The organism is Lentzea xerophila, assembly GCF_051094245.1.
In the GTDB taxonomy this organism is placed as follows: Bacteria; Actinomycetota; Actinomycetes; order Mycobacteriales; family Pseudonocardiaceae; genus Lentzea; species Lentzea xerophila.
Genome location: NZ_CP194934.1, coordinates 3,929,715 through 3,942,213, shown reverse-complemented (window position 1 = coordinate 3,942,213; position 12,499 = coordinate 3,929,715). Strand labels below are relative to the sequence as shown.

11 protein-coding genes are annotated in these 12,499 nt (G+C 70.3%); 3 read left to right on the top strand and 8 right to left on the bottom strand.

The genetic code is table 11. The annotated features are described in order from the left end of the window. Nucleotides 1-11: 11 nt before the first annotated feature. A complete protein-coding gene (locus tag ACRSBM_RS18805; protein WP_434444888.1) occupies nucleotides 12-938 on the bottom strand; it encodes a phytoene/squalene synthase family protein in 927 nt (308 codons plus the stop codon). A 153-nt stretch (nucleotides 939-1,091) separates the two neighbouring features. On the opposite strand from ACRSBM_RS18805, the gene crtI reads away from it, so the two are divergent. Beyond that, the gene (gene crtI, locus ACRSBM_RS18800; RefSeq protein ID WP_434444886.1) at nucleotides 1,092-2,561 is read left to right on the top strand and encodes a phytoene desaturase family protein; all 1,470 of its coding nucleotides are present in this window, start codon (nucleotides 1,092-1,094) and stop codon (nucleotides 2,559-2,561) included. Between the two features lie 368 nt (nucleotides 2,562-2,929). Continuing rightward, the gene (locus ACRSBM_RS18795; RefSeq protein WP_434444884.1) at nucleotides 2,930-3,592 is read left to right on the top strand and encodes a lytic polysaccharide monooxygenase auxiliary activity family 9 protein; all 663 of its coding nucleotides are present in this window, start codon (nucleotides 2,930-2,932) and stop codon (nucleotides 3,590-3,592) included. Between the two features lie 61 nt (nucleotides 3,593-3,653). On the opposite strand, the gene ACRSBM_RS18790 is transcribed toward ACRSBM_RS18795, so the two are convergent. Genes ACRSBM_RS18790 through ACRSBM_RS18775 form a run of 4 tightly spaced genes read right to left on the bottom strand, consistent with a single transcriptional unit; the run spans nucleotide 3,654 to nucleotide 8,109 of the window. Further along, nucleotides 3,654-5,015, bottom strand: a complete 1,362-nt coding sequence (locus ACRSBM_RS18790; RefSeq protein ID WP_434453115.1) for a GH1 family beta-glucosidase — start codon at nucleotides 5,013-5,015, stop codon at nucleotides 3,654-3,656. Between the two features lie 15 nt (nucleotides 5,016-5,030). Beyond that, nucleotides 5,031-5,918 (bottom strand): carbohydrate ABC transporter permease, encoded by an 888-nt coding sequence (locus ACRSBM_RS18785; RefSeq protein ID WP_434444882.1) that lies wholly within the window; start codon nucleotides 5,916-5,918, stop codon nucleotides 5,031-5,033. Nucleotides 5,919-5,922: 4 nt separating this feature from the next. Then, nucleotides 5,923-6,843, bottom strand: a complete 921-nt coding sequence (locus ACRSBM_RS18780; protein ID WP_434444880.1) for a carbohydrate ABC transporter permease — start codon at nucleotides 6,841-6,843, stop codon at nucleotides 5,923-5,925. A gap of 9 nt (nucleotides 6,844-6,852) precedes the next feature. After that, complete coding sequence (locus ACRSBM_RS18775; protein WP_434444878.1) at nucleotides 6,853-8,109, bottom strand: ABC transporter substrate-binding protein; 1,257 nt, start codon at nucleotides 8,107-8,109, stop codon at nucleotides 6,853-6,855. Between the two features lie 247 nt (nucleotides 8,110-8,356). On the opposite strand from ACRSBM_RS18775, the gene ACRSBM_RS18770 reads away from it, so the two are divergent. Beyond that, on the top strand, nucleotides 8,357-9,388 hold the full coding sequence (locus tag ACRSBM_RS18770) for a LacI family DNA-binding transcriptional regulator (RefSeq protein WP_434444876.1): 1,032 nt from the start codon (nucleotides 8,357-8,359) through the stop codon (nucleotides 9,386-9,388). A gap of 58 nt (nucleotides 9,389-9,446) precedes the next feature. Here ACRSBM_RS18770 and ACRSBM_RS18765 read toward each other — a convergent pair whose 3' ends face one another. Genes ACRSBM_RS18765 through ACRSBM_RS18755 form a run of 3 tightly spaced genes read right to left on the bottom strand, consistent with a single transcriptional unit; the run spans nucleotide 9,447 to nucleotide 12,441 of the window. After that, on the bottom strand, nucleotides 9,447-9,920 hold the full coding sequence (locus ACRSBM_RS18765) for a MarR family winged helix-turn-helix transcriptional regulator (protein WP_434444874.1): 474 nt from the start codon (nucleotides 9,918-9,920) through the stop codon (nucleotides 9,447-9,449). A gap of 26 nt (nucleotides 9,921-9,946) precedes the next feature. Next, a complete protein-coding gene (locus ACRSBM_RS18760) occupies nucleotides 9,947-11,974 on the bottom strand; it encodes a molybdopterin cofactor-binding domain-containing protein (protein ID WP_434444872.1) in 2,028 nt (675 codons plus the stop codon). Further along, a complete protein-coding gene (locus tag ACRSBM_RS18755; protein ID WP_434444870.1) occupies nucleotides 11,971-12,441 on the bottom strand; it encodes a (2Fe-2S)-binding protein in 471 nt (156 codons plus the stop codon). The genes ACRSBM_RS18760 and ACRSBM_RS18755 overlap by 4 nt, the downstream gene beginning before the upstream one ends. Nucleotides 12,442-12,499: the final 58 nt, after the last annotated feature.

Below are 12,499 nucleotides of genomic sequence, written 5' to 3'. Positions count from 1 at the left end.
TCTTCCTTCCCTCAGGTCGCACGGGCGAACACCGCCCTGGCCAAGGCCGGCAGGGCGACCGCGAGCCGCCTGCCGCCGGACACGACGACGCGGCGCGACAGCACGTCGCAGTCCGCCTCCTCGACGAGGTCGAGAATCCGCCCGTAGAGGCGGTAGGCGGTGAGCACGCACGGCCGTGACCGCGGGGCGAGCATGCCGATGCCCGGCCACGCCCTGTCGTAGACCTGGCGCGCCCGCCGCACCTGGTCGCGCAGCGCGGCCCGGACCTGCTGGTCGGCCCTGCCCCGCGCGCGGGCGTGCAGGAGGCGTTCCCGGTCGACGCCGAACTCCGCGAGCTCGTCGGCGGGCAGGTACACCCGGCCACGATCGAGGTCCTCGCCGACGTCGCGGATGAAGTTCGTGAGCTGGAAGGCGACCCCGAGCGCCGCGGCGGCAGGCTCCGCCTCCTCCCTCGGCACGCTGGTGCCGAGCACCGGCAGCATCTGCAGGCCGATGACGGCCGCGGAACCGTGCACATACCGTTCCAGATAGGGATAGGTGGGGTAGTCGGTGACGGTGAGGTCCATGCGCATCGACGCCATGAAGTCCTGGAAGTGCCGGACCGGGATGTCGTAGCGGCGCACGGTGTCGATCAACGCCGCCAGCACCGGGTCGTCCGTCGTCCGGTCTTCGAGCGCGGCCTGCAGACGGACCTCGACCGACGCCAGCGCCCCGGCCTTGGCTTCCGATCCACTGTGGACGTCGTCGACAACGTCGTCCACCCACCGGGCGAAGCCGTACAGGGCGTGCACGGCGGGGCGTTGCTCCGCGCTGAGCAACCGCGTTGCCAGGTAATAGGTCCGTCCGTGCTGTGCGTTGAGCTCACGGCAGCGCCGGTACGCGTCGCGCAACGCCGGCGCCGTGATGCCCGCGGCGTCCAGTTCGCGTTCAGCCGACATCAGCGGTCCTTTCGCGGAGAAGGTCCCCCCAACGCTAGGTCCGCGAGTTGTCCTCCGCACCACGGCGGCGCCCGGAAAGCCGGTCGGGCAGGATCTGGGTGCAGGCAGGACGACGAACCGTGCCGTCGGCAGTGGACGACCCGATCGAGGGGAATGGCAGTGGTGCAGGTGGTGAAGGGCCGCACGGACCGGGTGGTCGTGGTCGGTGCGGGTCTCTCGGGGTTGTCGGCGGCGCTGCACCTGCGGGGCGCGGGACACGAGGTGACCGTCCTGGAGCGGCACCCGCATCCGGGTGGGCTCATGGGCCGGCTGGACATCGGCGGCCACCTGATCGACACCGGCCCGACCGTGCTCACGATGCCGGAGCTGCTGGACGAGGCGTTCGCCGCGGTCGGCCGGAAGCGGGAGGACCACCTCGAGCTCCTGCCGCTGCACCCCGCCTACCGCGCGACGTTCGCCGACGGCACCGCGCTGGACGTGCACACGGACGCCGGCCGCATGGAACAGGCGGTGCGGGAGTTCGCGGGCGGCCGGGAGGCGCAGGGGTACCGCGACCTGCGGGCATGGCTCACGAAGCTGTACGGGGTGGAACGCGACAGGTTCATCGGCGCGAGCTTCGACTCACCGTGGGACCTCGTCGGTCCTGATCTCGTCGAGCTGACCCGGCTCGGCGGCTTCGGGTCGCTCGCGAAGGCGGTGGGGCGGTTCCTGCACGACGACCGGCTCCGGCGCGTCTTCACCTTCCAGGCGCTCTACGCCGGTGTCGCACCGAAAGACGCGTTGGCCGCCTACGCCGTCATCGCCTACATGGATACCGTGGCCGGCGTGTGGTTCCCGCGCGGCGGCATGCGCGCCGTGCCGCAGGCGTTGGCCGACGCCGCTTCCCTTGCCGGTGTGCGGTTCCACTACGGCACGGAGGTCGAGGAGCTCGAACGCACGGGCCACCGCGTGACGGCCGTGCGCACGGCCGACGACCGGTTCCCCTGCGACGCGGTCGTTCTCGCCACCGGACCCGGCCAGAGCACCAGGTTGCTGCGCGGCGAACCGCGCCGGATCCGTCCGCTGCGCTGGTCGCCGTCCGCGGTCGTCGTGCACCTCAGCGCCGGCCGTGTCGCGGACGACCTCGCGCACCACACGATCTCATTCGGCGACAAGTGGGACGGCACGTTCGACGAGATCGTCAAGCGGGGGAAGCTGATGAGCGACCCGTCGCTGCTGCTCACCACGCCGACCCTGACCGATCCCGCGCTCGCGCCGGAGGGCAGGCACCTGCAGTACCTGCTGGCGCCCTGCCCCAACCTCGACACCGGCCCACTGCGCTGGGACGCGATCGGGCACCGGTACGCCGAGGAGCTCGTGCGCGAGATGTCCACGCGCAAGCTCCTCGTCGACGCCGAACCGCTCGCGGTGATCACGCCGGACGACTGGGCGCGGGACGGCCAGGCCGCCGGGACGCCGTTCTCCGCCGCCCACACGTTCGGCCAGACCGGCCCGTTCCGGCCGCGCAACCTGCCGTTCCGCGACGGCAACGTCGTGCTGGCGGGCAGCGGCACCACACCCGGTGTCGGGATCCCGCCGGTGCTCATCTCCGGCAGGCTCGCCGCCGAGCGGCTCCGGCGATGAGCACCGCAGCGAGTGATCCCTGACGTGCTCGACGCACCGAGGATCCTGGTCCCCGTCCCCAGGGCACGGCGCCCCACGCCTGGGCGGTCGGCGTCCACCGGTAGGCGCCGCTGACCTACGAGGCGCCTATCCGCGCAGCGCCGGCACGCGCGGTGCCGTCGACGACTACCTGCTCGGCCTGACGACCCCGGCGGGACGCTGCCCGGCCGTCGAGCCGTGACCTGGGCGTTCAGCGCCCACCGTCGCGGTACCGAACATCATCACGCAATGTGTCCTTGCCGTTTCGAAGTGTGACGAGTAAGCTCAATTTTCTGGGAGCGCTCCCATTCCGCCGCTGCTGTCGATCATCGGAGAATGGAGGCTCATTCATGCGCACGCGCAGCACCTTCGGGTCCGCCACCAGGCGGCGGAGAGTGATCACGGTGATCATCAGCGTGCTGACCTGCACGTTCCTCTTCGCCCCGACGGCCTCGGCGCACGGCACGATCGTCGGTCCCGCGACACGTGCCTACCAGTGCTGGCAGACGTGGGGCAGTCAGCACACGAACCCCGCGATGCAACAGCAGGACCCCATGTGCTGGCAGGCCTTCCAGGCCAACGCCGACACCATGTGGAACTGGATGAGCGCGCTGCGGGACGGACTCGGCGGGAACTTCCAGGGGTCCACGCCCGACGGTCAGCTCTGCAGCAACGCCCTGTCGCGCAACAACTCCCTGAACACGCCGGGCCGGTGGAAGACCACCAACCTGGGAAGCAGTTTCTCGATGCACCTGCACGACCAGGCGAGCCACGGTGCCGACTACTTCCGCGTCTACGTCAGCAAGAACGGGTTCGACCCGACCACCCAGCGCCTCGGTTGGGGCAACCTCGACTTCATCACGCAGACCGGGAGGTTCGCGCCGGCCAAGGACATCAGGTTCAACGTCCAGACCTCCGGCGCCTACCGGGGACACCACGTCGTGTTCACGATCTGGCAGGCCTCGCACCTCGACCAGACCTACATGTGGTGCAGTGACGTGAACTTCGGGTGACCGGAGTGCGGAAGTGCCCGGCTCGGCACCGCTGAGCCGGGCACTTCCGTGCGGAGCGGGATCAGTCTCGCGCTGTCGAGATGAACTTGCGGTACCAGTGGTAGCTGGCACGCGGTGTGCGGCGCTGGGTCGCGTAGTCGACGTGGATCAGGCCGAACCGGTGCTTGTAGCCGTGCGCCCACTCGAAGTTGTCGAGCAGTGACCAGCAGAAGTAACCGCGCAGGTCCACTCCTGCCGCCGCGGCTGCCTCCGCCGCGGCGATGTGGTCGCCGAGGTAGGCGATCCGGTCCTCGTCCTCGAACCCTTCCGTGTCGGGGTAGACGCAGCCGTTCTCCGTGACGTAGACGGGCGGCAGGCCGGGGTGGCGTGCCTTGAGGTCCGTCAGTGCGATGGTGAGACCCTCGGGTTCCACCGGCCAGCCCATGCCGGTGCGCGGCACGTCCGGGAGCTGGGTCGTGTCGACGCCGATGTCGTGGGCGGTGCGCTTGGCGGGGTCCGGCTCGCGGTGGGGTGCGTCGGCGACGTGCAGCCGGTAGTAGTAGTTGAGGCCGACGTAGTCCAGCGGTTCGCTGATGATCGACAGGTCGCCGTCCCGCCGGAACGAGAAGTCGCTGATGTCGCCGAACATCGACGTCAGCTCGTCCGGGTACGACGCACCGAACAGCGGGTCGGTGAACTGCCGGCGCAACAGGCAGTCCTGGCGGCTCGCGGCGGCGACGTCGGCGGGCGAGTCGGTCACCGGCACGGTGGGGGACTGGTTCAGTACGATGCCGAACTCCTGCTCGGGCAACCCGTTGGCGCGCATGGCCTGCACGGCCAGGCCGTGGCCCAGCAGCAGGTGGTGCACGGCGGCCAGCGCGCCGTGGCCCTCGCGGGCGCCGGGTGCGTGGCGGCCCTCGCCGTAGCCCACGATCGAGGAGCAGTACGGCTCGTTCAGCGTGGTCCACTTCCTGACCACGTCCCCGAGCGCGTCGTGCACGATCGCGGCGTAGTCGGCGAACCGGTGTGAGGTGTCGCGCTCGCGCCACCCGCCCTCGTCCTCCAGCGTCTGCGGGAGGTCCCAGTGGTACAGCGTGAGGAACGGCTCGATGCCCTTGCCCAGCAACGCCTCGACGAGCCGCCGGTAGAAGTCGAGACCGCGTTGCTCGACGGGACCGCGGCCGTCCGGCAGGATCCTCGACCACGACACCGAGAACCGGTACGAGTCGACCCCCAGGTCGGCGAGGAGCTGCACGTCCTCGGCCCAGCGGTGGTAGTGGTCCGCCGCCACGTCACCGGTGTCGCCGGACGCGACCGCGCCGGGAACGGTCGCGAAGGTGTCCCAGATGGACGGACCACGGCCGTCGAGCCGTGCCGCGCCCTCGATCTGATAGGCCGAGGTCGCCACGCCCCAGCGGAAGCCGGCCGGAAAACTCACAACGATCTCCTCTGCGAGGGGTCAGCCCTTGACTGCGCCCGACATGATGCCGCCGACGATCTGGCGGCCGAACAACAGGAACACGACCAGCACGGGCACCGTGCCGATGGTCGCGGCGGTCAGCACCAGCGTGTAGTCGGTGGTGTAGCCACTGGCCAAAGTGGACAACGCGGTCTGCACGGTCGGGTTCTCCGGCACCAGCACCACGAGGGGCCAGAAGAAGTCGTTCCACGCCTGCATGAACGTGAACAACCCCAGCACCGCCGCGGCGGGCCTGGCCGCGGGCAGCGCGACGTGCCAGAACAGCCGCAGCGAGTGGCACCCGTCCATCCGGCCCGCCTCGAGCAGCTCGTCCGGGATCGCCCGCTCGAAGTACTGCCGCATGAAGAACACGCCGAACGCCGTCACGAGCCCCGGCACGATCACGGCGTGGATCTCGCCGGCCCAGCCGAACTCGCTCATCATCATGTAGAGCGGGATGATGCCGAGCTCGGTCGGGATCGCCTGCGTGCCGATGATGACCAGCAGCAACACGTTGCGCCCGCGGAACTTCATCTTGGCGAACGCGAACCCGGCCAGGGTGGAGAAGAGCACCACCGACACGGTCACCGTGCCGGCCACGATGATCGAGTTCATCATCGCCAGCGCGAAGTCCGTCGTGTCGAAGACCCGTGCGATGTTGGCGAAGAGATGGCCGCCCGGCACGAGCACCGGTGGCACGCTGTCGATCGCGTCCGGTGTCTGCGAGGACACCACGAACGACCAGTACACGGGGAAGGCCGACCCGGCGAGCACCGCGATGAGCGCGGCGTACGTCCACGGTCCTGCCACGCGCCTGGCCAGCCTGCGCGCCCTCGTCGACGGACCGGCGGGACGCACCGGCGCGGGACGCTCCAGCACAGCGGTCATGGGTTCACTCCGTCCGGATCCGTTTGGTCACCAGGTAGCCGAACCCGGCGACGATGACGGTGGCGATCGCCAGCACGACCGCGATGGCCGAGCTGTAGCCGAAGTCGTAGTTGGTGAAGCCCTGCTCGTACAGGTACAGCGCGGCGGTCTGGAACTGCCGGTCCGAGCCACCGGTCGCGGCCGCGGCGCCGGGGTTGAACAGCAGCGGTTCGGCGAGCAGGCGCATGTTGCCGGTGGTCGCGATGATCGTCGAGAAGATGATCTGCGGCCGCAGCAACGGCACCGTGATCCGCCAGAACTGCTGCCGCCCGTTCGCCCCGTCCAGCGTGGCCGCCTCGTACAGGCTCGACGGGATCGCCTGCATGGAGGCCAGGAAGATCAGCGCGTGGTAGCCGGTCCAGCGCCACACCACCATCACGGCGATCGCGATGTGCGAGGTGGCCGTGCCCGCCTGCCAGTCGATGTGCCCGGCACCGAACAGGTCCAGCACCCAGTTGATCAGGCCGAAGTCCCGGCCGAACAGCTGGGCGAAGATGATCGTCACCGCCGCCACCGAGGTGATGTTCGGCAGGATGACGCCCATCCGGAACAGCGTGCGGGTCCGGACCTTGCGGTTGAGCAGCTGGGCGATCCACAGCGCCAGCAGGATCTGCGGGATCGTGGTCAGCAGCCACAGGCTCAGCGTGTTGCCCATGGCGTTCCAGAAGTACGGATCCGCCATCAGCCGCGCGTAGTTGTCGAGCCAGACGAGTTTCGCGGCGGCCTCGTTGAGCAGGTTGCGCTCCTGCATCGAGACCCAGACCGTGTAGAGCAGAGGGAACAGCCCGAAGACACCGAAGACCAGGAAGTACGGCGCCACGTACCCGTACGGCGCGAACTTGGTGTCCCAGCGGTGCCTTCTGGCCGTCTTGTCGATCAGAACCATGTCAGCTCGTCACTTCTGGACGTCGCCGACGAACTGGCGCCACGACTCCTCGCCGTTCTGCTTGCCCTGCTCCACGCGCTGCATCGCGTTGCCGATCGCGGTCTGGATGTCGCCTGCCTTCGGGCCCTGGTACTGCGGGTTCAGCTTCTTCGCCGCGTCGGTGAACAGCTTGCCGATGGGAGCGTCGTTGAAGTACGGGTTCTTGTAGTCCACGATCGACGGGTCGTCGTACAGCTTCGGGATCGACGGCAGCAGCCCGGCGCTCTTGAACACCTTGGCCTGCTGCTCGGGCGCGGTCAGCCACGCCGCCAGCTCCACGGCCTTGTCGACGTTCTTGCCCGACTTGGGAACGGTGAGGTACGAGCCGCCCCAGTTGCCGCCACCGCCGGGCACCGACGTGACGTCCCACTTGCCGGCGGCCTCCGGACCGGCCTGGTCCTTGATCTTGGCCATCTGCCAGGCGGGGCACGGCACGGTCGCGAACTGGCCCTGCTTGAACCCGGTGTTCCAGGTGGGCGTGGAGAACAGCAGCTTCGACGACAGGTCTGACTGCACGCCGTCGACGACGAGGTCCCAGGCCGCCTTGATCTCCTTGTTCTCGCCGACGACGATCTTGTCGGACTTGTCGTAGTAGCCGACGGACGCCTGGCCGACGATCGCGTTGAGGACGGTCGGGCCGCCGTCGAACCACTTCACGCCCTCGGGCGCCTTCTTCTGGAACTCCTTGCCCGCGGCCATGAACTTCTCCCAGGTCGGCCACAGCGCGGCGACCTGGTCGCGGTCGGCGGGCAGCCCGGCGTTCTGCAGCAGGTCGCGGCGGTAGCAGATGGCGAGGCCGCCGACGTCGGTGCCGTAGCCGATCTGCTTGCCGTCCTTGCTGAGCGAGCCCTCCCACTTCCACGGCAGCCAGCGGTCCTTGAGCTGGTCACCGCCCTTGGTGTTGAGGTCGACGAACTTGTCCGGCGTCGCCTTGAACTGGTTGATGTAGCCGGTGTCGACCGCCTCGATGTCCGCGGTGCCGTTGTTGGTGGCGAGGTGCGCGGCGAGGTTCTTGTGGTGGTCGGAGTAGGAGGCGGTCCGGTCGCTGATCTCGATGTCCGGGTGCATGCTCGCGTACTCCTTGAGCAGCTCGGCGTACCCGAAGTTGCCGAACAACCCGATGGTCAGCTTGGTCTTGCCACCGGACGCGGTGTCGCTGCCGCAACCGCTGAGCACCACGGCGGTCGCCAGGGCGGCGCAGCCGAGGGCGAGTGCTTTGGGGCGCATTTTCCAGGCCTCCGTCGATCTTGCGTCGTTTTTTGGGCGCGCTGAAGCAGAAAAGGGTCGTGCTGGAACAGGTGAGCCGGAGTCGAGATGAAACGCCGGCCGAAGATGTGTGGCGCCTATGACAACCGGGTTACGTGGTGTCCGTCAAGTAACAAAAGGATAAACGGCTTCGGACGTGCACCTGTTTGACTAGGGAAACTGCTGCTCCTAGGGTGATGTAACCGCTTACGGTGAAACGGAGGATCCGATGGCGACCGGGCGTGAGATCGCCCAGCTCTGCGGCGTGTCCGTGGCGACGGTGTCGCGCGTCTTCAACCAGCCGGAAACGGTGAACGAGGAAACGCGCGAACGTGTCCTGCGGGTCGCGAAGGAGCTGGACTACCGGCCGAACGAGGCCGCGCGGGCGTTGTCGACGAAGCAGTCCACGATGATCGGACTGGTCTGGGACACCGACCACCGCAGGCCCGGCTGGCGGCACCCGTACCTGCAGGACCTGCTGATCGGCCTGAAGTCCGCGCTCAGCGCCCACGGCTACCACCTGCTGATGCTCGCGACCAGCGGCGACGCCCGTGAGGTCGGCGCCTCGCTCGCGGACCCGGTCGGCTACGTGAACATGACCCGCCGCCACCACCTCGGCGGACTGGTGCTGATCGACAGCGGATCCGACGCCGGGGCGTTCGAAGCCTTCGCCCAGTCAGGCGTCCCGTGCGTCGCGCTGGACGTCGCCGTCGACGGCCCCAGGGCCACCTACGTGACGTCGGACAACGAGGGCGGTGCACGGGAGGCCACTCGCCACCTGGCCGCACTCGGCCACACGCGCATCGCCACGATCACCGGCCCGCCCGGCAACCAGCCCTCCCAGGCCCGCGTTTCGGGCTACCGCAAGGGGTTGCGCGATTCGGGCCTGCCGGTGCGTGAGGACTACGTCGTCGCGGGAGACTTCTACCGGGCGAGCGGAACCGCTGCCATGCAACGGCTTCTGGCGTTGGCCGAGCCGCCCACCGCAGTGTTCGCGGCCAGCGACGAGATGGCGGTCGGCGCGCTGCTGGCCGCCCGCGCGGCAGGGCTGCGGGTGCCGGACGACCTGGCGCTGGTGGGGTTCGACGACATCGAGATCGCCTCGGTGGTCGAGCCGGCGCTGACGACGGTGGCGCAGGACAAGCCTGGGTTCGGGGTGGCGGCGGCCAAGGCGATCATGGCCATGATCACCGGTGCCGGGCGCGAGGAGCCGGCGGTGTTGCCGACGCGCCTGGTGGTCCGGGAGTCGTGCGGGGGTTGAGCGGCTGGTGGCCGGTCGCATCGTCAACTCGGCTCCGTCCACCCGCCGGGTGCGCCGGTCAGTCCTCTGTGGACGTGGCCGCCGCGATCAGCGCGATCAGCTGGCGCCGGAAGTGCTCGTAGTCGTCCACCGCGCCGAGCAGCGTGTCGGACTCGCGTTCCTCGCGGCGGGCGGCGGCCAGCGCGCGGCGGCCGGACGGGGTGATCTTCACCGACGTCCGCCGGCGGTCGTGCTGGTCCTGGCTGCGCACCACGTGGCCGCCGCGGTCGAGGTGCTCGATGGTGCGGCTCATGGTCTGGTCGGTGACGCGGCAGAGCAGGGCCAGTTCGCGTTGCGATCGCGGGCCGTCGGCGAGGTGGTGCAGGGTGATCATGCCCGCGTGGGTGAGGCCGCGGCCCGCCAGGAAGTCCTCGAAGCGCTTCTCGACGACGCGGGCCGCGACCGACAGGAGCCTGCCGGTCGGCCAGGAGGCCACGTCCGCGCCCACCTGGTCCGGGCGGTGCGCCACCGCCAGTTCGTCTCCCTCGGCCACGGCGCCATCATCCCAGACCGGTCCGATCACCCCACGCCGGTCCCGAACGGCATGCCGGTGACGGGCGTGCCGCCCGCCAGTGCTGCCGCGATGGCGGCGGCCGCGGGCGAGTAGGCGAGTTCGCCCAGGCCGCCGAGCGGGGCGTTCGACCGCACGATCGTGACGTCGATGTCGGGGGTCTGGCCGATCCGCGCCCACGTGTAGTCGCCGTACGACGACTCCGCGACCCGTCCCTCCCGGACGGTGATCTGGGCACCGAGCACAGTGGACAGTGCGTCGACCACGCAGCCTTCCACCTGCGCGCGGACTCCGGACGGGTGCAGCGCCACGCCGACGTCGACCGCCGCGTGCACGCGCAGTACCCGGCGCGACGCCGGTTCCGCGACGGCGATCACGGCGATCGCGGAGCCGTACTCCTCCAGGCAGGCGACGCCACGCGCGGTGCCGCGTGCGGGTGGCTTGTTCCAGCGGGCGCGGTCGGCGACGGTGTCGAGCACGCGGTGCAGCCGCGAGTCCGCGGGTAGCAGGGACCGGCGCAGCGCGACCTGGTCGAGGCCGGACCGCGCGCCGATCTCGCTGAGGAAGTTCTCCTCGGCGTAGACGAACTGCCCGGCGTACACGGCACGCCAGAACCCGGTGCGCAGCGGCGCGGGCCGCACGGTGACCGTGACGTCGCCGGGCACGGTGTACGGGAAGTGGTCGCCGCTCGCCTTGATCAACGCCGGGTCGGCGAAGAACGGCAGGACGGTCAACGGCCAGGTCACGACCTCGTGCGCCCGCCGGACGGGCAGCCCGCCGGCGCCGATCTCCGCGCTCATCCGGTGGACGGACATCGGCCGGTAGGAGTCGTGGCGCATGTCGTCGGCACGAGTCCACAACACCTGCACGGGCGCGCCCACGCGGCGGGAGCAGGCCACCGCCTCCAGCACCGGGTCGGGTTCGACACGGCGCCCGAACGCGCCACCGGCCGCCGTCGCCTCCACCCGTACGGCCGTTGCGGGCACACCGAGCTGACGGGCCAGCTGGGTGCGCAGCCCGCCGGGATCCTGTGTCGGCGCCCAGACGGTCACGCCATCAGGGCGAACATGCGCGGTGGCGTTCATCGGTTCCATCGGCGCGTGCGCGAGCAACGGCATCTCGTAGACGCGCTCGAAGCCGGTGATCGGGCTCCGCGCGGGCAACGCGGCCCGCAGGTCAGCGAGCCACCCGCGGCTGTCCGCACCGGGAGTGCCACCGCCCCAGGAGATCCGCAACGCGTCCCTGCCGCGCAACGCCTGGTGCGTCGACCGGGCGATCACCGCGACACCACCCTGCCCGTCCGCGGGCGCGGTGAGCGTCAGGACGTCGACCACGCCGGGCAGGCCGCGGGTCGCGGAGTCGTCGACGGACTGCGGCACCGCGCCGCGCCACGGCGGCCGAGCGACGACCGCGACGAACCCGCCGGGTGGCCGGGAATCGATGCCGTACCGCGTGCGCCCGGTGACGATGTCGCGGGCGTCGGCCCGTCCGTCGCGGGTGCGGCCGAGCAGTCGCCACTTCTCCGGTGGCGTGAGCTCGACGGGCACGGTGCCGGGATCGAGCGCCGCCGCCGCGCCGACCAGCGCCCGGTACGGCAGCCTGCCCAGGCGGGGATGGCGCACGGCTCCGTCCCGGGCGGCGCACTCGGCTACCGGCACGCGCCAGCGCTGGGCGGCGGCGGTGACGAGCAGGCAGCGCGCGGTCGCGGCGGCGGTGCGGATCGGGATGGTGAGCTGCCGCACCGAGGACGAGTTCGCCACGATCTGCGAGCCGAAGCGCTCGGTGTCACCGAACGCCTGCTCCAGCGTCACGTCGGCGACCTCGACCGCCAGCTCCTCGGCGACCATGAGCGCCACCACCGTCCGTACGCCCTGACCGGTGTCCGGGCGCGGCACGGTCGCGGTGATCCGGCCGGCGTCGTCGAGCCGCACGAAGACGTTCGGCACCAGCTCCCCGGCGGCGAACGCGGGCACCGGCACCGCCACGACCAGCACACCGGCTCCCGCGCCACGCAACAACGTGCGCCTGCTGATCACCGTTCCTCCCGCATGATCCGGCTCGCGCGGCGCACGGCGGCGCGGATGCGCGGGTAGGTGCCACAGCGGCACACGTTGTCGCGCAGGGCTTCCTCGATCGCCGCGTCGTCGGGATCGGGATCACGGGCGAGCAGCGCCGCCGCGGCCATGACCTGACCGGGCTGGCAGTATCCGCACTGCGCCACGTCGAGCTCCCGCCACGCCCGTTGCACCGGGTGGTTCCCGTCGCGGGAGAGTCCCTCGATCGTGGTGATCCGCGTCCGCGCGCTGTCGGCGGCCGTCCGGACGCAGGGCCGTGCCGCCTCACCGTCCACATGGGACGTACAGGCGCCGCACAGACCGACACCGCACCCGTACTTGACCCCCGTCAGCCCCAGTTCGTCGCGCAGCACCCACAACAGGGGAGTGTCGCCCTCGACGTCCACCTCATGTCGTTCACCGTTGACGCGCAACGAATATCGAGCCACCGCGAGTGCCTCCCGAGTTTGCTCAGTCCGCTGAACGTAACACGGTGGGCAAGGCTTT